Source organism: Isoptericola sp. NPDC056573 (assembly GCF_042793335.1).
GTDB lineage: Bacteria > Actinomycetota > Actinomycetes > Actinomycetales > Cellulomonadaceae > Isoptericola.
Genome location: NZ_JBHTUY010000004.1, coordinates 111,776 through 132,159, shown reverse-complemented (window position 1 = coordinate 132,159; position 20,384 = coordinate 111,776). Strand labels below are relative to the sequence as shown.

The 20,384-nt window shown below is 74.5% G+C and carries 17 protein-coding genes; 13 read left to right on the top strand and 4 right to left on the bottom strand.

The window, feature by feature from the left end; genetic code table 11:
* Positions 1-57: 57 nt before the first annotated feature.
* Together ACFQ8E_RS08085 and ACFQ8E_RS08080 are read right to left on the bottom strand one after the other, a co-directional pair.
* On the bottom strand, positions 58-207 hold the full coding sequence (locus ACFQ8E_RS08085; protein ID WP_429764160.1) for a hypothetical protein: 150 nt from the start codon (positions 205-207) through the stop codon (positions 58-60).
* Between the two features lie 105 nt (positions 208-312).
* On the bottom strand, positions 313-1,263 hold the full coding sequence (locus ACFQ8E_RS08080) for a LysR family transcriptional regulator (RefSeq protein WP_430550058.1): 951 nt from the start codon (positions 1,261-1,263) through the stop codon (positions 313-315).
* Positions 1,264-1,380: 117 nt separating this feature from the next.
* Here ACFQ8E_RS08080 and ACFQ8E_RS08075 point away from each other — a divergent pair, with 117 nt between their 5' ends.
* The 8 genes from ACFQ8E_RS08075 (at position 1,381) to dusB (ending at position 10,611) form a co-directional block, all read left to right on the top strand.
* Positions 1,381-2,571, top strand: coding sequence for an NAD(P)/FAD-dependent oxidoreductase (locus ACFQ8E_RS08075; RefSeq protein ID WP_430550057.1), 1,191 nt, complete (start codon positions 1,381-1,383; stop codon positions 2,569-2,571).
* Between the two features lie 17 nt (positions 2,572-2,588).
* On the top strand, positions 2,589-3,956 hold the full coding sequence (locus tag ACFQ8E_RS08070; protein WP_430550056.1) for a 2-oxoadipate dioxygenase/decarboxylase family protein: 1,368 nt from the start codon (positions 2,589-2,591) through the stop codon (positions 3,954-3,956).
* Positions 3,953-5,509: an aldehyde dehydrogenase family protein gene (locus tag ACFQ8E_RS08065; RefSeq protein ID WP_430550055.1), complete on the top strand. Its 1,557-nt coding sequence runs from the start codon at positions 3,953-3,955 to the stop codon at positions 5,507-5,509. Before ACFQ8E_RS08070 ends, ACFQ8E_RS08065 begins: the two co-directional genes overlap by 4 nt.
* A gap of 94 nt (positions 5,510-5,603) precedes the next feature.
* Positions 5,604-6,581, top strand: coding sequence for an ABC transporter ATP-binding protein (locus tag ACFQ8E_RS08060; RefSeq protein ID WP_430550054.1), 978 nt, complete (start codon positions 5,604-5,606; stop codon positions 6,579-6,581).
* Positions 6,578-7,387 (top strand): ABC transporter permease, encoded by an 810-nt coding sequence (locus ACFQ8E_RS08055; protein ID WP_430550053.1) that lies wholly within the window; start codon positions 6,578-6,580, stop codon positions 7,385-7,387. The genes ACFQ8E_RS08060 and ACFQ8E_RS08055 overlap by 4 nt, the downstream gene beginning before the upstream one ends.
* Positions 7,388-7,443: 56 nt before the next feature.
* Positions 7,444-8,694 (top strand): sensor histidine kinase, encoded by a 1,251-nt coding sequence (locus ACFQ8E_RS08050; protein WP_430550052.1) that lies wholly within the window; start codon positions 7,444-7,446, stop codon positions 8,692-8,694.
* Positions 8,691-9,296: a response regulator transcription factor gene (locus ACFQ8E_RS08045; protein WP_430550051.1), complete on the top strand. Its 606-nt coding sequence runs from the start codon at positions 8,691-8,693 to the stop codon at positions 9,294-9,296. The genes ACFQ8E_RS08050 and ACFQ8E_RS08045 overlap by 4 nt, the downstream gene beginning before the upstream one ends.
* 76 nt (positions 9,297-9,372) lie before the next feature.
* On the top strand, positions 9,373-10,611 hold the full coding sequence (gene dusB, locus ACFQ8E_RS08040) for a tRNA dihydrouridine synthase DusB (RefSeq protein WP_430550050.1): 1,239 nt from the start codon (positions 9,373-9,375) through the stop codon (positions 10,609-10,611).
* A gap of 121 nt (positions 10,612-10,732) precedes the next feature.
* Here dusB and ACFQ8E_RS08035 read toward each other — a convergent pair whose 3' ends face one another.
* Positions 10,733-12,547: a glycoside hydrolase family 13 protein gene (locus ACFQ8E_RS08035; protein ID WP_430550049.1), complete on the bottom strand. Its 1,815-nt coding sequence runs from the start codon at positions 12,545-12,547 to the stop codon at positions 10,733-10,735.
* A gap of 119 nt (positions 12,548-12,666) precedes the next feature.
* The gene (locus ACFQ8E_RS08030) at positions 12,667-13,689 is read right to left on the bottom strand and encodes a LacI family DNA-binding transcriptional regulator (protein WP_430550048.1); all 1,023 of its coding nucleotides are present in this window, start codon (positions 13,687-13,689) and stop codon (positions 12,667-12,669) included.
* Between the two features lie 222 nt (positions 13,690-13,911).
* Between ACFQ8E_RS08030 and ACFQ8E_RS08025 the strand changes: the two genes are divergently transcribed.
* From ACFQ8E_RS08025 to ACFQ8E_RS08005, 5 genes are all read left to right on the top strand, one after another.
* Positions 13,912-15,147: an extracellular solute-binding protein gene (locus tag ACFQ8E_RS08025; protein ID WP_430550047.1), complete on the top strand. Its 1,236-nt coding sequence runs from the start codon at positions 13,912-13,914 to the stop codon at positions 15,145-15,147.
* Complete coding sequence (locus tag ACFQ8E_RS08020; protein ID WP_430550046.1) at positions 15,147-16,724, top strand: ABC transporter permease subunit; 1,578 nt, start codon at positions 15,147-15,149, stop codon at positions 16,722-16,724. The genes ACFQ8E_RS08025 and ACFQ8E_RS08020 overlap by 1 nt, the downstream gene beginning before the upstream one ends.
* Positions 16,724-17,653 (top strand): sugar ABC transporter permease, encoded by a 930-nt coding sequence (locus ACFQ8E_RS08015; protein WP_430550045.1) that lies wholly within the window; start codon positions 16,724-16,726, stop codon positions 17,651-17,653. Before ACFQ8E_RS08020 ends, ACFQ8E_RS08015 begins: the two co-directional genes overlap by 1 nt.
* 104 nt (positions 17,654-17,757) lie before the next feature.
* Complete coding sequence (locus ACFQ8E_RS08010) at positions 17,758-18,396, top strand: hypothetical protein (protein ID WP_430550044.1); 639 nt, start codon at positions 17,758-17,760, stop codon at positions 18,394-18,396.
* Positions 18,397-18,448: 52 nt separating this feature from the next.
* Entirely contained in the window at positions 18,449-20,377 is a 1,929-nt protein-coding gene (locus ACFQ8E_RS08005) for a glycoside hydrolase family 13 protein (protein WP_430550043.1), read from the top strand.
* Positions 20,378-20,384 lie beyond the last annotated feature (7 nt).

The following is a 20,384-nucleotide window of genomic DNA, read 5'->3' as shown; positions in this document are numbered from 1 at the left end:
CTCGGATCCGCCGCAGCGGACCCGAGCCCCTTCGTGCGTCCCCCTGACGCTGCTCGCTCAGGTGCGGCTTCGCCGGACCAGTCCGAGCACGAGGCTCGCGACCAGGACGATGACGCCGAGCCAGATCAGGAACTGGCCGATGCTCGTCGCGACCCCGAGGATCACGAGGACGACGCCGACCAGAACGAGGATGAGCCATGCGGGCATGGGGACCTCCAGTCTCTTCGCGCCGCCCGTGCGGCGACGCGATCGCGACGATGTTGGCACGCATTCCCGATACACGCGCGTTGTCGGCTTCGCCCGTGATGCCCCTCACAACCCGGTCGTGAACCGCCCCGTCCCGTGCACCACGGCCTCGATGGTGCGGGCCACCTCCTCGACCGCGGGACGGCGGGGCGCCGTCGACGGCTCGAGCAGCACGATCTCACGCTCCACGAGGTCGAACAGGGTGGTGGTGCGCAGGTCGTGCGCGGGGCGCAGCGTGAGCATGATCGGCGTGGCCAGCGTCACGCCGAGCCCCTGCGCCACCAGGGCGAGCGTCGTGGAGGTGTCGTTCACCTCGTGCGCGGCGCGGGGCTCGAAGCCCGCGGCACGGCAGGCGCCCCGCACCGCCGCGCCGTAGTGCGTCGGCAACGGGGGCAGGATCCAGGGCATCTCGGCGAGGTCGGCGAGGTGGAGGCGTGCGGGCAGGTCCGAGGTGGGCGTGGAGACCAGCTCGAACCGCTCGGTCCGCAGGGGTCGGAGGGCCGTGCCGGGGAGCCGGGGGATGGGCGCGCCCGGATAGTCGAGGCCGAGCCCGAGGTCGACGTCGCCGCGTCGGACCGCGCCCGCCACGTCGTCGACCGTGAGCTCGATCCCGACCAGGGTGATGCGCGGGTGCGACGTCGCCAGGCGCGCGACGAGCTGGGGCAGCAGGCTGGCGGCGACCGTCGCGAAGGCGCCGACGCGCACCGTGCCCGACGCGTCGCCGCTCGCCGCGCGGGCCGAGTCGAGCGCGTCGCGCTGGGCCGCGAGGAGCGGCTCGGCCCGTTCCGCGAGCGCGAGACCGGCCTCGGTGAGCGCGACCCCCCGTCCGTGCGGCCGGACCACCTCGGTGCCCACCGCCCGGGCGAGCGCCGCGAGCTGGTGCGAGACGGCGCCCGTCGTGTAGCCCAGGGCCGCGGCGGCGGCGGTCATCGTGCGGTGGTCGGCGAGCGCGCGCAGGGCGCGCAGCCCCGACCAGGGCAGGTCGCGTCCCGGCGGTTCGGCCGCACCGGTGTCCATCTCGCCAGGCTACAACCGTGCAGAGTCCCTGCACGGTTACGGCGACGAACCTTCGATGGTGCTGGACGCTCGTCCCGGTCCACGATGGGCGCACGAGCAGGTCGACGAGGAGGTCGGGTGGAGCGGTCCCAGGCGGTGCCGTCGCGGGCGGACGTGGTCGTCGTCGGCGGCGGGGTGATGGGGGCGTCCGTGGCCTTCCACCTCGCGGAGGCGGGGGCGGCCGTGGTGCTGCTCGAGGCCGGCGAGCTCGGCCGCGGGAGCTCCGGCAAGCCGATCGGGGGCGTGCGCGCGCAGTTCTCCGACCCGGCGAACGTCGCGCTCGGCCACCGCAGCCTCGAGCTGTTCGAGGACTTCCGGTCCCGCCCTGGTGCCGACGTCGGGCTGCGCCAGACCGGCTACCTCTTCGCGCTGCCCACCGACGACGACGTCGCCCTGTTCGGACGGTCCGTCGCGATGCAGCGCGACCTCGGCGTCGACAGCCGCCTGCTCACCGTCGCCGAGGCCCGCCGCCTCAACCCGTACCTGTCCGCGACGGCCTACGCGGGCGCGGCCTATGCACCCCGGGACGGCTGGGCGCACCCGGCGGCGGTCGTGGCGGGGTACGCGGACGGCGCGCGCCGGCACGGCGCGAGCGTCGTGACGGGCGCGCCGGTGACCGCCGTCGACACCGAGGCGGACGGCCGGCTCACCGTGGTGACGCCGCGCGGGGCCGTCACCGCGCCCGCCGTCGTCGTGTGCGCCGGGGCCTGGTCCCGCGACGTCGGCGCGATCGTCGACGTCGACCTGCCCGTGGACCCGGTGCGGCGCCAGATCGTGTTCACGGGACCGCTCGACCCCGCGCCGCCGACCCTGCCGTTCACCATCGACTTCGGCACCACGTTCTACCTGCACAACGCGGACGCCCGCGGCACCCTGCTGCTGGGCGCCTCGGAGCCGGACACCCCGGTCGGCTTCGACACCGCCTACGACCCGGGGTGGGAGCCGTGGCTGCGCGAGCTGGTCGCGCGAGCCACCCCGGCGCTCGCCGACGCCCCGCTGACGGGGGGCTGGGCCGGGCTCTACGAGCTCACGCCGGACCACGACGCGCTGATCGGCGAGGCGCCGGCCGGCCCCGGCGGGGCGCGCGTGCTGTACGCCTGCGGTTTCTCCGGGCACGGCTTCCTGCAGGCGCCCGCCGTGGGGGAGGCCCTGACCGACCTGTACCTCGGGCGGGCGGGGACGCCTGCGGCACGCGGTGTCGACGTGTCCGCGTTCGACGCCGGGCGGTTCGGGGCGCGACGGTCGCGCACCGAGGCGAACATCATCTGAGAGAGGACGCACGCACCGTGACGACCGACTTCTTCGCACCGTGGCAGCTCCGGGCCGCGTTCGCGCGCTCGCTGTCCGACATGTACGGGCGGGAGGTGCCCGCCTACACGACGCTGCTCGAGGTGTCCCACGACGTCAACGCCGACGTCGTGCGCGCCCGTGGCGCCGACGCGGAGCGGCTGGGCTCCATCGACCGGGTCACGGCCGAGCGCCACGGGGCGATCCGCGTGGGCACGCCGGCGGAGCTGCAGCAGGTCGCGCGGATCTTCGGCGCGATGGGGATGCACCCCGTGGGCTTCTACGACCTGCGCGACGCGTCGTCGTCCTCCGTGCCCGTCATCTCGACGGCCTTCCGCCCGACCGACCGCGCCGAGCTGGCGCGCAACCCGTTCCGCGTCTTCACGTCCATGCTCGTGCCGTCCGACCGGCGGTTCTTCAGCGCCGACCTGCAGGAGCGCCTCGAGACGTTCCTGACGAGGCGGACGCTGTTCGGGCCCGAGCTGCTGGCGCTCGCGGACCGCGCGGAGGCGGACGGCGGCCTGGGCGCCGGCGACGCCGCGGAGTTCCTGCGCCGCGCGACCGCCGCGTTCGAGCTGGGGCGCGAGCCCGTCGACCAGGCCTGGTACCGGGAGCTGGAGGCCGTCTCGGCGGTGGCGGCCGACATCGGCGGCGTGCCGTCCACGCACATCAACCACCTCACCCCGCGCGTGCTCGACATCGACGACCTGTACGCCCGCATGGAGGCGCGCGGCATCACGATGATCGACGCCATCCAGGGCCCGCCGCTGTGGGAGGGGCCGGACGTGCTGCTGCGGCAGACGTCGTTCCGCGCGCTCGCGGAGCCGCGCTCGTTCCGCACGCCGGACGGCGAGGTCGTGCAGGACTCCCTGCGCGTGCGGTTCGGCGAGGTCGAGGCGCGCGGGATCGCGCTGACCCGCGAGGGGCGCGCGCGGTACGACGCCGCCGTCGTCGAGGGCGCGACGCCCGAGGTGTGGCGCCGCACCTTCCCCGACAGCGAGGCCGGGCTGGTCGAGCAAGGCCTCGGCTGGTTCACCTACGAGGTGTCCGACGACGGCGCCGGGCCCGCCGGGGTGCGTCGCGAGCCGATCGTCTACGAGGACTTCCTGCCCCGCTCCGCCGCCGGCATCTTCCAGTCGAACCTCACGGAGGAAGGCTCCAAGGACGCCAGCCAGGCGGGCGAGGAGCGCGACGCCGACTGGATGGCCGGCGCCGTCGGGCGCGAGCTGTTCGACCCCTTCGACCTCTACGCGGCGCAGGTGGCGGCCTCGCTCACCTCCGCCGCGCAGCGCCTCGGCGTCGCGCCGGAGACCCTGGCCGCGACGCCCGCCGTCCCCACCACCACGAGCACGGGAGCCGACGCATGACCACCATCGACACCACCACCCCCGCCACGGGCACCCTGGGCGCCGAGCTGCGCGACGCCGCGCTGGCGGCCCTGGCCCGGATCGGGGCCGACGTCCCCGCCGCCCCCGCGGAGGGCGGGCTGGCCGTCGTCTCGCCGCTGGCGGGCCAGGCCCTGCTCACGCTCCCCGAGGCGGGCGCGGCCGACGTCGACGCCGCCGTCACCGCCGCGACGGAGGCCTTCCGCACCTGGCGCTCGGTGCCCGGGCCGGTGCGCGGGGGCGTCGTGCGCCGCCTCGGCGAGCTGCTCACCGAGCACAAGGCCGACCTGGCCGAGCTGGTGACCATCGAGGCGGGCAAGATCACCTCCGAGGCGCTCGGCGAGGTGCAGGAGATGATCGACGTCTGCGACTACGCGGTCGGCCTGTCGCGGTCGCTCGGCGGCCGCACGATGCCGTCGGAGCGCCCCGGGCACCGGCTCATGGAGCAGTGGCACCCCCTCGGCGTCGTCGGCGTGGTGAGCGCGTTCAACTTCCCCGTGGCGGTGTGGTCCTGGAACACCGCCGTCGCGCTGGTCTGCGGCGACACGGTCGTGTGGAAGCCGAGCGAGAAGACGCCCCTGAGCGCGCTCGCGTCGAACGCGCTGCTGCGGCGGGCGCTCGCGGAGGCGGGGTTCCCCGAGGCCGTGAGCCAGGTCGTGCTCGGCGCCCGCGAGGCGGGGGAGGCGCTCGTCGCGGACCGCCGGGTCGCGCTGCTGTCGGCCACCGGCTCGGAGCGCATGGGCCAGCAGGTGGCGCCCGTCGTCGCCGGCCGCGGCGGCCGGTACCTGCTGGAGCTCGGCGGCAACAACGCGGCCGTCGTCGCGCCGTCCGCCGACCTCGACCTCGCCGTGCGCGGCATCGTCTTCGCCGCCGCGGGCACGGCGGGCCAGCGGTGCACCAGCCTGCGCCGCCTCGTCGTGCACTCGTCCGTGGTGGACGATCTCGTCGGGCGCCTCGAGACCGTCTACGCCGGGCTCCCGGTCGGCGACCCGCGTGCCGACGGCACGCTCGTCGGGCCCCTCACCGACGCCGGGGCGCGCGAGCGGATGCTCGCCGCGCTCGACGAGGCGCGCGCCGACGGCGGCACGGTCGTCGTGGGCGGCGAGGCGGTGGACGTCGACGGCGCGCCCGGCGCCGCCTACGTCTCGCCCGCCCTGGTGCGGATGCCGGGGCAGACGGACGTCGTGCGCCGGGAGACGTTCGCGCCGATCCTCTACGTGCTCACCTACGACACGCTCGACGAGGCCATCGCGCTGCACAACGACGTCCCGCAGGGGCTGAGCAGCGCCATCTTCACGCTCGACGTGCGGGAGGCCGAGACGTTCCTGTCGGAGGTGGGCTCCGACTGCGGCATCGTCAACGTCAACATCGGCACGTCCGGGGCGGAGATCGGGGGCGCGTTCGGCGGCGAGAAGTCCACCGGCGGCGGCCGCGAGTCCGGCTCCGACTCGTGGAAGCAGTACATGCGCCGCGTCACCAACACCGTGAACTACTCGACCGAGCTCCCCCTCGCGCAGGGCGTGAACTTCGGCTGACGGCTCCCGTCGCGGCGTGGCCATGACAGATGTCATGGCCACGTCGTGACAGGCGACCCTGCAGGTCAGCGCGCAGGGCGACGACGATCGAGGCATGACCTCGACGAGCACCACCACATCGCCCGCACCGCCGGCGCTGAGCCTGCGCGGGCTGCGCAAGGAGTTCGCGTCGCCGTCCGGACCCGTCCGCGCGGTCGACGGCATCGACCTGGAGGTCGCCCCCGGCGAGGTGGTGGCCTTCCTCGGCCCCAACGGCGCCGGCAAGACCAGCACGATCGACATGGTGCTCGGCCTGAGCGCCCCCAGCGCCGGCACCGTGCAGGTGTTCGGCGCCGACCCCGCGGACGCGATCGCCGCCGGCCGCGTGGCCGCCGTCATGCAGACGGGCGGCCTGCTGCGCGACATCACGGTGGCAGAGACGGTCGCGCTCACCGCGGCGCTCTTCGGCCGCACCGGCTCCCCGGCGCCCTACCTGGAGCGGGCCGGCATCGCCGACCTCGCCGACCGCCTGGTGGGCAAGTGCTCCGGCGGCCAGCAGCAGCGCCTGCGCTTCGCGATGGCGCTGGTCAGCGAGCCGGACCTGCTCCTCCTCGACGAGCCCACCACCGGCATGGACGTCGAGGGCCGCCGCGAGTTCTGGGCCGCGATCCGCGCCGCCGCCGCCGCCGGGCGCACCGTCGTCTTCGCCACGCACTACCTGGAGGAGGCCGACACGTACGCCGACCGCGTCGTGCTGGTCAGCCGCGGACGGGTCGTCGCCGACGGTTCGACCGCCGAGGTGAGGAGCCTCGCGTCCGGCCGCACGGTGAGCGCCCGCATCGACGACGACGGCGAGCGCGCCGCCGTCGCCGCCCGGCTGCGCGACCTGCCCGTCGTCGACGCCATCGACCACCGCGGGACGCGGCTCGTCGTGCGCACCCCCGACTCCGACGTCGTCGCCCGCCTCCTGCTCACGCAGACCGCGGCGCGCGACCTCGAGGTCGCCTCCGAGAACCTCGAGGACGCGTTCGTCGCCCTCACCACCACCGCGGCCCCCGGCGCCGCCCCGAGCACGGACGGAGCCACCCGATGAGCGCCACGACCGTCACCCCCGGCACGACGACGCCGCCCCCGGCCGCCCGCACGGCCCGGCCCGCCGTCCGGCCCCTCACGGCCGCGCGCGCCTACCTCGCCGTCGAGCTGCGCCGCGCGCTGCGCAACCGGCGCACCCTGATCTTCTCGATGGTGATGCCGCCGGCCCTCTTCCTCATCTTCGGCCTGCAGGGCGACGACGTGAGCCAGAGCACGGGCCACGGGAACGTCGCCGGGTGGATCGCCGTCTCGATGGCGCTGTACGGGGCGATGGTCACCGCCACCGCGGGCGGCGCCGGCGTGTCCGTGGAGCGTGCCCAGGGGTGGACGCGGCAGCTGCGCCTCACGCCGTTGCGCCCCGCCGTCTACGTGGGGGTGAAGCTCGCCGGCGCCATGGTCCTCGGCGCGGGCTCCGTCGTGGTCACCCTCGCGGTGGCGGCGGTCGCCGGGGCCCAGATGTCGGCAGGGGCCTGGGTGCTGTGCGCCCTGCTGGCCTGGGTGGGCTCCCTCGTCTTCGCCGCGTTCGGCCTGTTCATGGGCTACCTGCTGCCGGCGGAGAACGTCATGCAGATCCTCGGGCCCGTGCTGGCGCTGCTGTCCTTCGCCGGCGGGCTGTTCATGCCGCTCGGCGACGGCTGGTGGGCCACGGTGGCGCAGCTCTTCCCGACGTACGGCCTGGCCGAGCTCGTGCACGCCCCGCTCGGCGGCGACCTCGGCGTCGCCGCGGTCGTGAACGTGCTGGCCTGGGCCGCCGTCTTCGCGGCGGGCGCCGCCTGGCGGTTCCGCAAGGACACGGCGCGGGTGTGAGCGGTCCTGCCGACCCTATGGCCCGCCACCTGCGCGGGCGTGGCACGGTGGGGGGCGTGACCTCGACGTCCCCCGCCGCGCCGTCCGCCGAGCCCGCGGGCGGCGCCGCGTTCGACCTCGCCCAGGGCGGCGCTCCCGGCGGGCCGCCCTGGGCGCGGCGGCGCGTCGGGCTGCTCGTCTCGGTCGTCTGGGTCGTCTTTCTCGCGGAGCCGTTCAGGGCGGCGCTCGACGCCGACACCGTCGCGCTGCGTGTCGCGGGCGTGCTCGGCGTGGTCGGCGTGGGCGCCATCTTCGCCGGGACGGTGCTGACCCTGCAGCGCCGGGGTCGCGTGCCGCGCCGGGCCGCCGTCGTGCTGATCGTGGTGCAGGCCGGGTGCGTCGCCCTGTCGTGCCTCGCCGCGCAGGAGCACGGCCTGGTGGGTCTCGTCTTCGTGTGCGTCACGGCGATCTACTCCCTCGGCGGCCGTGCCGCGCTGTGGGTCGTCGTGACGAGCATCGTCGTGATGCTCGTGCTGCCCCGCGTGCTGCCGGGCTGGGCGACGGAGGACGGCAACGCGCTGGCGGTCGTCCTGGCCAGCGCCGCCGTCTACGGGTTCATGCAGGTGATCGACCGCAACCGGCGCCTGATCGCCGCACGGCAGGAGCTCGCCGACCTCGCCGTCGCCCGCGAGCGGGAGCGGATCGCCCGCGACATGCACGACGTGCTCGGCCACTCGCTCACCGTCATCTCCGTCAAGGCGGAGCTCGCCGCGAAGCTGCTGCGTGCCGGCGCGCCCGACCGGCCCGACGCCGCGCCCGAGGCCCGTGCCGCGCACGAGGTCGCGGACATCCAGGACCTGGCGCGCGGCGCGCTCGCCGACGTGCGCGGCATGGTCGCCGGGTCACGACGCGTGACCCTCGCCGGCGAGCTGGCCGCCACCCGGTCCGCGCTCGACGCGGCCGGCGTCGCGGCGGACCTCCCCGGCGCCGCCGACGTCGTCCCCGCCGACCGGCGTGAGCTGTTCGCGTGGGTGCTGCGGGAGGGCACCACCAACGTGCTGCGGCACGCAGGCGCGTCGCGCGTGGTCGTGACCGTCACCGCCGACTCGCTCGTGGTGGAGGACGACGGCCGCGGCCGGCCGGCGACACGGGAGGGGACACGGGACGGGACACCCTACGAGGGCGGCGGGCACGGGCTGACCGGACTGGCCGCGCGCGCCCGGCAGGCCGGCGCGGTGCTGGAGACGGGCCCGGGCCCGCTCGGTGGCTTCCGCCTCGCCGTGACGGTACGCGACGGCGCCCCGGCGGGTGCCAGGATCGACCCGTGATCCGACTGCTGCTCGCCGACGACCAGGCCCTCGTCCGCGGCGCGCTCGCCGCCCTCCTCGACCTCGAGCCCGACCTCGAGGTCGTGGCCCAGGTGGGGCGCGGCGACGAGGTGCTCGACGCGGCCCGTGAGCACGCCGTCGACGTCGCCCTGCTCGACGTCGAGATGCCCGGGCTCGACGGCATCGCGGCCGCCGCCGTGCTGCGCCGCGAGCTGCCGTCGTGCCGCTCGCTCGTCGTGACCACGTTCGGCCGTCCCGGCTACCTCCGCCGCGCGCTCGACGCCGGGGCGAGCGGGTTCGTCGTCAAGGACACGCCCGCCGAGCAGCTCGCCGACGCCGTCCGCCGCGTCCACGCCGGGCTGCGCGCCGTCGACCCGGACCTCGCCGTCGCGTCCCTGGCCGTCGGGGCGAGCCCCCTCACCGAGCGCGAGCGGCACGTGCTGGCGCTCGCGGCCGACGGCGGCACGGTCGCGCAGGTGGCGGCGGAGGCGTTCCTCTCCGAGGGCACCGTGCGCAACTACCTGTCGGCGGCCATCGGCAAGACGGGCGCCCGGACGCGTGCCGAGGCCGTGCGGATCGCGCAGGACAACGGCTGGCTCTGAGCCGCCGCCGCGACCGGGACGGGCGGCGTGACGAACCTGACCACGCCGGCACGGCGGGGTTTGCGACAATGGGAACGTGACTTCCACCCTCGATCCCGTCAGCACGCCTGCGTCCGGAGAGCTCGGCGCGGCCGTGCCCGCCGCCGAGCGCGTCCTGCCGCCGCTGCAGATCGGGCCGATCACCGTGGACACCCCGGTGGTGCTGGCGCCGATGGCCGGCGTCACCAACCGGGCCTTCCGCACGCTGTGCCGGGAGGCCGGCGCGTCGCAGGGCTACGACCCCGGGCTGTACGTGGCGGAGATGGTGACCAGCCGCGCGCTGGTGGAGCGCAACGTCGAGTCGCTGCGGATCGTCACGTTCGGCGACGACGAGACGCCCCGCTCCGCCCAGGTGTACGGCGTGGACCCCGCCACGGTCGGTGCCGCGGTGAAGATCATCGCGGGCGAGGACCGGGCCGACCACGTCGACCTCAACTTCGGCTGCCCCGTGCCCAAGGTGACGCGCAAGGGCGGCGGCTCCGCGCTCCCGTGGAAGCGGCAGCTCTTCACCGACATCGTGCGGGCGGCCGTCGAGGCGGCCGAGCCGCACGGCGTCCCCGTCACCGTGAAGATGCGCAAGGGCATCGACGACGACCACCTCACCTACCTCGAGGCCGGCCGCATCGCCGAGTCGCTCGGCGTCGCCGCGGTGGCGCTGCACGCGCGCACCGCCGCCGAGTACTACTCGGGCACCGCCGACTGGACCGCGATCGCGCGGCTCAAGGAGGAGGTGCGCAGCGTCCCCGTGCTCGGCAACGGCGACATCTGGTCCGCCGAGGACGCGCTGCGGATGGTGCGCGAGACGGGGGCGGACGGCGTCGTCGTCGGGCGCGGGTGCCAGGGCCGCCCGTGGCTCTTCGCCGACCTCGCTGCCGCGTTCCACGGCACGACGACGCGCGTGCGACCCGGCCTGCGCGAGGTCGCCGACGCGATCTTCCGCCACGGCGAGCTGATGATCGCCTACTTCGACGGCGACGAGGGCAAGGGCATGCGCGACCTGCGCAAGCACATGGCCTGGTACCTCAAGGGCTACGTCGTCGGGGGAGAGGCGCGGCACGAGCTCGCGATGGTCTCCACGCTGGCGGAGCTGCGCGAGCGGCTCGACGCCCTCGACCTGGAGCAGGGCTACCCGGGCGAGGACGCCGAGGGTCCGCGCGGCCGCGCCGGCTCACCGAAGCAGCCGCACCTGCCGTACGGCTGGCTCGACTCCCGCGACCTCGACGCGGAGTTCGAGGCGAAGCTGCGCGAGGCCGAGCTCAGCGTCAGCGGCGGCTGACCGCTCCGGTCGCGAGGTAGCACGAGAACTGCCGAGGTAGTTCGAGTTCTCGCGAGGTAGTGCACTACCTCGCGGAGTCACGAACTACCTCGGCAGTTCTCGTGCTACCTCGGCGGGGCCGTCAGGCGCGGAGCCAGACCGTGGTGTCGGCGGGGACGCGCGTCTGCGGGTCCGCGGAACGATCGGTCATGACCGGCCCGGAGGCGAGCAGCACCTTCGCGCCGCGGGGCAGCAGCACCGGCTCGGTGCCCAGGTTCGCCACCACGACGACGTCCTGGTTGCGCAGCGCGACGACGTGCGGCGAGTCGGACCAGGCGTCCAGCCACGCGAGGGCGCCCTGGCCCAGGCCCTCGGCCTTGCGCAGCGCGAGGGCGCCACGGTAGGTCTCGAAGGTCGAGCCCGGGACGCCGTACTGCGCGTCGGCGGCGTAGCGCGCGAACGACGCGGGCTGCGGCAGCCACGGCTCGCCGGCCGGCCCGAAGCCGAACCCGGGGGCGTCGGCCGCCCAGGGCAGCGGCACGCGGCAGCCGTCGCGGCCGGCCTCGGCGCCGCCGGTGCGGAAGTGACCCGGGTCCTGGCGGACCTCGTTCGGCAGGGAGGTGTGCTCGGGCAGCCCGAGCTCCTCGCCCTGGAAGAGGTAGGCCGACCCGGGAAGGCCGAGCATGAGCAGGCTGGCGGCGCGGGCGCGGCGCAGGCCGAGCTCCTCGTCGGGCTGGGGGTCGGTCGCGAAGACGCCGTTGACCTTGAGCGACGGGTCGGCGGAACCGAGGCGCGACGGGTGGCGCACGACGTCGTGGTTGGACAGCACCCAGGTGGTGGGCGCGCCGACCTCGTCGTTCGCGCGGTACGACGCCTCGACGACGGTGCGCAGCGCGGCGGCGTCCCAGCCGGTGGTGAGGAACGAGAAGTTGAACGCCTGGTGCATCTCGTCGGGGCGCACGTAGCGGGCGAGGCGGCTCAGCGGCTCCACCCACGCCTCGGCGACGAGGCAGCGGTCGCCGTCGTACTCGGCGAGCACCCGGTGCCAGGCGCGGTAGATCTCGTGCACGCCGTCCTGGTCGAACATGGGGCCCTGGTTGCCGGCGCCCGTGGAGCCGTCCTCGGGGGCGCCGGGGTCGGTGACGGGGGCGTCGTCGGCATCGTCCGCGCTGCCGGCGACCATCTCGACGTGCCCGTCCCAGTCGGGCAGGCCGTCGGCCTTGATCATGCCGTGCGCGACGTCGACACGGAACCCGTCGACACCCCGGTCGAGCCAGAACCGCAGCACGTCCTCGAACTCGGAGCGCACCTGCGGGTTGGTCCAGTCGAGGTCGGGCTGCGTCGAGTCGAACAGGTGCAGGTACCACTGTCCGGCGGTGCCGTCCGCCTCGGTGACGCGCGTCCAGGCGGGGCCGCCGAAGATCGACTGCCAGTTGTTGGGCTCCTGCGAGCCGTCGGCGCCGCGGCCGTCGCGGAACATGTACCGCGCCCGCTCGGGGGAACCGGGGGCGGCGGCGAGCGCCTGCTGGAACCAGGCGTGCTGGTCGGAGGTGTGGTTCGGCACGAGGTCGACGATGACGCGGATCCCGCGGGCGTGGGCGCCGGCGAGCAGGTCGTCGAAGTCGGCGAGGGTGCCGAACAGCGGGTCGACGTCGCGGTAGTCGGCGACGTCGTAGCCCGCGTCGTTCTGCGGGGAGCGGTAGAACGGGGACAGCCAGACGGCGTCGACGCCGAGCGTCTCGAGGTGGTCCAGCCGGGCGGTCACACCGGGGATGTCGCCGATGCCGTCGCCGTTCGCGTCGGCGAACGAGCGCGGGTAGACCTGGTAGATCACGGCGTCGCGCCACCACTGCCGCGCGACGCCGCTCCCGGCGTGCACGACGGCGCCGGTGCGGAGCAGGTCGTCGGCCGCGCCGTCGACCGTGGCCGCGGCGGGGATGGGCTGGGTGGAGGTCATCGCTGGCTTCCTCACCTGATCGGGGTCCGGGGGTCGGCACGGTCGGTCGATCCGTGTCAGACCGTCGAGTGTAAGCGTTGCTGCAAGGGTTGCAGCACCACCCCCCGAAATGACCCCTGTCAGCCCCTCGGCGCGGCCCCCGTCGAGCCGCGCACGACCAGCTCCGGCGCGAACAGCAGCTCCGTGCGCGTCGCCTGCTCGCCCTGGATCTCCGTGAGGAGGGCGCTCACGGTGGCCCGGGCCATGGCCTCGACCGGCTGCCGCACGGTCGTCAGGGGAGGTTCGGTGAACGCGATGAGCGGGGCGTCGTCGTACCCGACGACCGACACGTCGTCGGGCACGGACAGCCCCTTCGAGCGGGCGGCGCGGACCGCGCCGAGGGCCATGAGGTCCGACGCGCAGACGATCGCGGTGTGGCCCGCGTCGACGAGCTCGGCGGCCGCGGCCCGCCCGCCCTCGAGCGTGTACAGGCTGGAGCGCACGTGCTCCCGGGCCGTCGCCTCGTCGTCGGCCAGACCGTGACGCACGAGCGCGGCGAGGAAGGCGGCGAGCTTGCGGCGCGACGGGACGTAGCGCTCGGGGCCGATCGCGAGGCCGATGCGGCGGTGCCCGAGGGTGACCAGGTGCTGCACCGCGACGTCCACGCTGGCGGCGTCGTCGGGAGACACGAACGGGGCGTCGATCCCCGGGGCGTAGCCGTTGACCAGCACGATCGGTACGCCCTGGCTGCGCAGCATCGAGTACCGGGTGTGGTCCGCGCGGGTGTCCGCGTGCAGGCCGGAGACGAAGACGATGCCGTCGACCGAGTGGTCCACCAGCGTGCTGACGTACTCGTCCTCGGTGGTGCCGCCCGGCGCCTGCGTGCACAGCAACGGGGTGTAGCCGCGCTGGGCGAGGATCGACTCGATCGCCTGCGCGAACGCGGGGAAGACCGGGTTGGTCAGCTCGGGGACGATGAGGCCGACCAGTCCCGCGGAGCGGCCGCGCAGCACGGACGGGCGCTCGTACCCGAGGACGTCGAGCGCCGCGAGCACGGCCTGCCGGGTGGAGCTGGCCACGCCGGGCTTGCCGTTGAGCACGCGGGAGACGGTGGCCGTCGACACGCCTGCCTGCTCCGCCAGGTCGCTCAGTCGGGTTCGCACCCGAGGAATCGTAGGGGACACGGGACCTCCTCGTCCTGGGGTGGGACGCCGGCGGTCGGCCGCCGGTCGCCTGCGCGATGCCTCCTCGTTGCCGCGCGTTGCTGAAAAGTTATCGCAAGATCTTGCATACCGCTGCAACGGTCCGTACGTTGTGGGCATCAAGGGCCCCGCGACGAGAGCGCCGCGTGGGCCGTCCACCGATGACAGCTGGGAGTAACCACGATGCGAAGGAGCATCCTTCTCGCCTCGGCCCTGGCCACCACACTGGCCCTGACGGCGTGCGGCAGCGGCGAGCCGAGCGGCGACTCGAGCGCCGACGAGGACGCGAGCGCCAAGCCCTCGGCCTCGGGCTCGCTGACGGTCTGGGTCGACGAGACCCGCGAGGCCGCGGTGACGACGGCCGCCGAGGCGTACGAGGCGGAGTCCGGCGTCGACGTCGAGATCGTCCAGAAGAACTTCGAGGACATCCGCGCCGACTTCCTCGCCCAGGTCCCCACGGGCGAGGGCCCCGACATCACCGTCGGCGCCCACGACTGGCTCGGCGAGTTCACCGCCAACGGTGTGGTGGCGCCGATCGAGCTCGGCGACAAGGCGGGCGACTTCATCCCGGTCTCGGTGCAGGCGTTCACCCAGGACGGCCAGGTCTACGGCCTGCCGTACGCCATCGAGAACATCGCGCTCATCCGCAACACGGAGCTCGCGCCCGAGGCCCCGACGACCTACGACGACATGGTCGCCGCGGGGAAGAAGGCCGACACCAAGTTCCCGTTCCTCATCCAGTCGGACGGCGACAAGGGCGACCCGTACACGTACTACCCGTTCCAGACGTCGTTCGGCGCGCCGGTCTTCGAGCAGAACGACGACGGCTCGTACCGTCCGGAGCTCGCCCTCGGCGGCGAGAACGGCGAGGCGTTCGCCACGTGGCTCGGTGAGCAGGGCGAGGAGGGCAACCTCAGCATCGACATCTCCTACGACATCGCGGTCGAGGCGTTCGCCAAGGGCCAGTCGCCGTTCGTGATCGGCGGCCCGTGGATGCTCGAGCAGTTCAAGGACCTCGACCTCGCCGTCGACCCGATCCCGGCGCCGGGCGACCAGCCCGCGCAGCCGTTCGTGGGCGTCCAGGGCTTCTACGTGAGCGCGCAGAGCAAGAACGCCCTGCTCGCGAACGACTTCCTCGTCAACTACATGTCGACGCCCGAGGCGCAGACGGCGCTGTTCGAGGCCGGCGGCCGCCCGCCGGCGCTGGTCGAGGCCGCGGACGCCGCGTCCGAGGACCCGCTGGTCGCGGGCTTCCGCGAGGTCGGCGCCTCCGCCGTGCCGATGCCGTCCATCCCGGAGATGGGTTCGGTCTGGTCCTTCTGGGGCGTCACCGAGGCGAGCATCATCTCGGGCAAGGCCGACGACCCGGTCAAGGCCTGGAACAAGATGGTCTCCGACATCGAGGGTGCGCTCGGCTGATGTCGCGTGCCCGCTACAAGGGCGCCGAGGCCGGCTCCGGGACCTTCTCCGGAGCCGGCTTCGCCGTCAAGCTCGTGCTCATCGCGCTCGTGGACGCGCTCGGCGTCTTCGGCGTGCTCGCCGCGTGGCGTGCCGGGTCGTGGGGGATCCTCGCGGCCATGGTGGCGCTGCTCGTCGCCGCGAACTGGGTGTACTTCACCAAGCGCGCCCTGCCGCTGAAGTACATCCTGCCGGGGCTGGCGTTCCTGCTCGTCTACCAGGTGTACGTCGTCGGCTACACCGGCTACGTGGCCTTCACCAACTACGGCGACGGCCACAACTCCACCCAGGAGCAGGCGGTCGACGCACTGCTGGCGCAGAACGAGCGCCGCGTCGAGGGGTCGCCGGCGCTGCCGCTGACGGTCGTGGAGAACGGGGACGGCGAGCTCGGTTTCGCCGTCGTCGAGGACGGTGCCACGGAGGTCGGCACCGCCGAGGAGCCGCTCGCGCCGGCGCCCGGCGCGACGCTCGAGGGCGGCGCGGTGGCGGAGGTGCCGGGCTGGACGGTGCTCGACCGCGCGACCGTGCTGCAGCGCCAGGACGAGGTCACCACGCTGCGGGTGCCCGTGTCCGACGACGCCGCCGACGGCTCGGTGCGCACCCAGGACGCCCGCACGGGCTACGTCTTCCAGCCGGTGCTGGAGTACGACGAGGCCGCCGACACGATGACCGACACGTCGACCGGCGTCGTCTACACGCCGAACGACGACGGGCAGTTCGAGTCTGCCGACGGCGAGACCCTGCCCGTCGGCTGGCGGGTCACGGTGGGCTTCGAGAACTTCGCGACGGCGTTCGGCGACGAGCGCTACGCGGGCCCCTTCGTCAAGATCCTGCTGTGGACGTTCGCGTTCGCGGTGCTGTCCGTGGTGACGACGTTCGCGCTGGGCATGTTCCTGGCGATGGTCTTCAACGACCCGCGGCTGAAGGGGCGCAAGGTCTACCGGACCCTGATGATCCTGCCGTACGCGATGCCGGGGTTCCTCGCGGCCCTGCTGTGGTCCGGCATGCTCAACAAGAGCTTCGGCGTCATCAACCAGGTGCTGCTGGGCGGGGCGGCGATCCCGTGGCTCACCGACCCCTGGCTCGCCAAGCTGTCCGTGCTCGGGGTGAACCTGTGGCTCGGCTTCCCGTACATGTTCCTCATCTGCACGGGTGCGCTGCAGTCGCTGCCGGGCGACGTGTACGAGGCCGCGCGGATCGACGGCGCCGGCAAGTGGCGTACGTGGCGCTCGATCACGATGCCGCTGCTGCTCGTGGCCACCGCGCCGCTGCTCATCTCGAGCTTCGCCTTCAACTTCAACAACTTCACCCTGATCAAGATGCTGACGGGCGGCGGGCCACGGTTCGACGACGCGTCGGTGCCGCTGGGGCACACGGACATCCTCATCTCGATGGTCTACAACGTGTCCGGGCTCGACGGGTCGGCGCCGCGCGACTACGGCCTCGCGAGCGCGCTGTCCATCGTGATCTTCGTGGTGGTCGGGGTCATCTCCGCCATCGCGTTCCGCCAGACCCGCAAGCTCGAGGAGCTGAGCTGATGACGACGTCGACCGACCGCGCGAGCTCGCGCCGACGGCCCGCGGCGACGGGCGCGGGGGAGCAGGTGCTGCGGCACCGGATGAAGCCGGCCCGCTGGGCCCGGGAGCTGGGCTGGCGGCACGTCGTCGGCGTGCTGGCGGTGCTGTACGCCGTCTTCCCGATCGTCTACGTCGTGTCGGCCTCGCTGTCGCCCTCCGGCACCCTCACCGGGTCGAACCAGCTGTTCGCGCAGGTGAGCGGCGTGAACTACGCCGAGCTGGGCGACACGAAGTTCTGGACGTGGATGGGCAACACGCTCGTCATCGGCGTCGCGACGGCCGTGGGCACCGTGCTCATGGGGGCCGCGGCGGCGTACGCCTTCTCGCGGTTCCGGTTCGCCGGCCGCCGCCTGGGCCTGACGTCGCTGCTGATCATCCAGATGTTCCCGCAGATGCTCGCGTTCGTCGCGATCTTCCTGCTGCTCATCTCCCTCGGGGAGGTCGTCCCGGCGCTGGGCCTGAACTCCAAGCTCGCGCTGATCTGCGTCTACCTCGGCGGCGCCCTGGGCGTGAACACGTTCCTCATGTACGGGTTCTTCAACACCGTGCCGCGGGAGCTCGACGAGGCGGCCAAGATCGACGGCGCCTCGCACGCCCAGGTGTACTGGACGATCATCCTGCGCCTGGTGACGCCCATCCTCGCCGTGGTGGCGCTTTTGAGCTTCATCAGCACGTTCGGCGAGTTCATCATCGCCCGCGTGGTGCTCCAGTCGGAGTCGAACTGGACGCTGGCCGTGGGGCTGTACGGCTGGGTGTCGTCGCTGCTCGAGGCCAACTGGGGCCTCTTCGCGGCGGGCGCCGTGCTGTCGGCGATCCCCGTGCTCGCGCTGTTCCTCTTCCTGCAGAAGTACATCGTGGGCGGCCTGACGGCGGGCTCCGTCAAGGGCTGAGGCTTCCACCGGCCGACGGCCGCCACGAGGTTCGCGCGGATCGACCTGCGATCCACCCGCGATCCTTGTGGCGGCCGCCACAGCGCGGTCCTAGCCTGGGCGTCATGACCGACGACTCGCGCTCCTACTCCCCGGACCTCGCGCGTCTCACCGACGCCGCCGACGACTCGTTCTCCGTGCGCCGCGCGTACGGCGAGCCCTACCAGCACGAAGGTCAGCTCGTCATCCCCGTCGCCAAGGTGTGGGGCGGGATCGGCACCGGTTCCGGCGGGGGCGCCGGCAACGGCTCGGGGCACGGTGCGGGCACGGGCTCCGGCAGCGGGTCCGGGCGGGGGACCGGATCGAGCTCCGGCGAGGGCTCGTCGCCGGGCTGGCGCCGCTCGTTCAGCGTCGGCTCGGGCGGTGCCGACGCGGCCGCGCCCACGGACGACGCGGGCGCGACGTCCGCGGGCGAGGACCCCCGCGGCGGTGGTTCCGCGCACGGCGAGGGCTCGGGCGAGGCCCAGGGCGACGCCAAGGGCGAGCTGCAGGGCGAGGCCCACGGCGAGGGGCACGGCGAGGGCGGTGGCGGCGGCGGGGGCTACGGCCTGCGCGTGAAGCCGCTGGGCGTCTTCGTGGTCTCCGCCGAGGGCACCCGCTACCACCCCGTGCTGGACCTCAACAAGGTGATCCTCGGCGGTCAGCTCGTCGGGATCGCGATCGCGCTCGCCGCCGGGTGGGCGATCGGGCGCCGCCGCCGCTGAACCGTCCTCGCGCCGGTCGGCGGCCCGCCCGCCGAACCGACGAGAGGACGACATGACCACCACCACGACCGCGTCGACCACCGGGCCCGCAGCGCGGCCCGCCCGCACGCTGCTCGACGCCCCGCACCACGACGGCTCCGCCCTGTTCGCCCCGACCACGACGCCGGCGCTGGGCGACGAGGTCACCGTGCGCGTGCGCGTGCCGAAGGGCGCGGCCGTGCGCGACGTCCGCGTCCGGACCGTGCGCGACGGCGAGCCCCGCCTGCTGCCCGCCCGCCGCGACGGCGGCGACGCGCACGAGGACTGGTACGCGGCCGACGTCGTCGCGCACCACCCGGTGACGTCCTACCGCTTCTTCCTCGACGTGCCGGGCGGCTACCGCTGGCTCGACGGCCGCGGCGTGCACGACCGCGAGGTGCCCGACGCCGCGAGCTTCCGGCTCAGCACCCACGCACCGGCGCCGGCGTGGCTGCGCGACGGGCTCGCCTACCAGGTGTTCCCCGACCGGTTCGCGCGCTCCGCCGCGGCGGACGGCCGGCCGACGCCGGAGTGGGCCGTCCCCGCCGCGTGGGACGACGAGCCCGCCGGCTCCGGCCCGCTGGCCGGCACGCAGCTCTTCGGCGGCGACCTCGACGGCGTCGTCGGGCATCTCGACCACCTCCAGGCGCTCGGCGTGCGCACGCTGTACCTGACACCCGTCTTCCCGGGCCGGTCGAACCACCGGTACGACGCGGCCACCTTCGACCAGGTCGACCCGCTGCTCGGCGGCGACGCGGCGTACGCGCGGCTCGCCCGCGCCGTGCACGCGCGCGGGATGCGTCTCATGGGCGACGTGACGACCAACCACACCGGCGAGGGGCACGAGTGGTTCGCCCGCGCGCTCGCGGACCCGGCGTCGCCCGAGCGCGACCTGTACCTGTGGGACGACGGCGGGCCGGACGTCGTGCGGCCCGACCGGTCCGGGGGCGGCGGCGACCCGTACGTCGGCTGGCTCGGGCACGGCTCGCTGCCGAAGCTCGACTGGGCGGCCGACGAGACGTGGCGGCGCATGGTCACGGGGGACGACGCCGTGATCGCGCGGTACCTGCGCGAACCCTTCGCCCTCGACGGCTGGCGGGTGGACGTGGCCAACATGACCGGGCGGCGGGGGAGCGCGGACCGCACGCACGCCGTCGCGCGGGCGCTGCGCGCGCGCATCCTCGCGGAGCGGCCCGACGGCGCGCTGGTCGCGGAGCACTTCCACGACGCCGCCGGGGACCTGGCCGGCGACGGCTGGCACGCGAACATGAACTACGCGGGCTTCACCCGCCCCGCCTGGTCGTGGCTGGTCCCCGCCGGGTCCGACGTGCCGTTCCTCGACCTGCCCGTGCCGGTGCCCCGCCGCCCGGCCGCCGCGATGGTGGAGACGATGCGCGAGGTCGCGGCCCTGGTGCCCTGGGGCGTGACGGCCACGCAGTGGAACATGCTGGGCTCGCACGACACCCCGCGGCTGCGCTCGATCGTCGGCTCGCGGGAGCTGGTCGAGGTGGCGGCGACGCTGCTGTTCACCTACCCGGGGGCGCCCGTCGTGTTCGCAGGCGACGAGGTCGGCGCCACCGGCACCAACGGTGAGCACGCCCGCACGACGATGGCGTGGGACCAGGCCGCGCGGGGCGGCGGCCCGCGGTGGGACACGGCCACGTTGGACGTCTACCAGCGCTTGTCCGCGCTGCGCTCGGCGTCGGCGGCCCTGCGCGACGGCGGCCTGCGCTGGGCGGTGGTGCACGACGACGCCGTGGCCTACCTGCGCGAGACGCCGGACGAGCGCGTGCTCGTGGTGCTGGCCCGCGCGCCCTGGCCCGGCGTGCGCCTGCCGGGCCACCTGCTCGCGCCGGGCGCGGAGCCGGAGGTGCTGTACGGCGGCGTCGCCGTCCGCGCGACCGCGGACGGCCTCGACGTCGCCGGCGACGGCCCGGGCGTCGCCGTCGTCCGGCTCGCCTGACCGCTGG

Coding starts and splice junctions, on each gene's coding strand:
- ACFQ8E_RS08085 (WP_429764160.1), bottom strand. CDS start 207: ATGCCCGCATGGCTCATCCTCGTTCTGGTCGGCGTCGTCCTCGTGATC.
- ACFQ8E_RS08080 (WP_430550058.1), bottom strand. CDS start 1,263: ATGGACACCGGTGCGGCCGAACCGCCGGGACGCGACCTGCCCTGGTCG.
- ACFQ8E_RS08065 (WP_430550055.1), top strand. CDS start 3,953: ATGACCACCATCGACACCACCACCCCCGCCACGGGCACCCTGGGCGCC.
- ACFQ8E_RS08060 (WP_430550054.1), top strand. CDS start 5,604: ATGACCTCGACGAGCACCACCACATCGCCCGCACCGCCGGCGCTGAGC.
- ACFQ8E_RS08055 (WP_430550053.1), top strand. CDS start 6,578: ATGAGCGCCACGACCGTCACCCCCGGCACGACGACGCCGCCCCCGGCC.
- ACFQ8E_RS08035 (WP_430550049.1), bottom strand. CDS start 12,547: ATGACCTCCACCCAGCCCATCCCCGCCGCGGCCACGGTCGACGGCGCG.
- ACFQ8E_RS08025 (WP_430550047.1), top strand. CDS start 13,912: ATGCGAAGGAGCATCCTTCTCGCCTCGGCCCTGGCCACCACACTGGCC.
- ACFQ8E_RS08020 (WP_430550046.1), top strand. CDS start 15,147: ATGTCGCGTGCCCGCTACAAGGGCGCCGAGGCCGGCTCCGGGACCTTC.
- ACFQ8E_RS08015 (WP_430550045.1), top strand. CDS start 16,724: ATGACGACGTCGACCGACCGCGCGAGCTCGCGCCGACGGCCCGCGGCG.
- ACFQ8E_RS08010 (WP_430550044.1), top strand. CDS start 17,758: ATGACCGACGACTCGCGCTCCTACTCCCCGGACCTCGCGCGTCTCACC.
- ACFQ8E_RS08005 (WP_430550043.1), top strand. CDS start 18,449: ATGACCACCACCACGACCGCGTCGACCACCGGGCCCGCAGCGCGGCCC.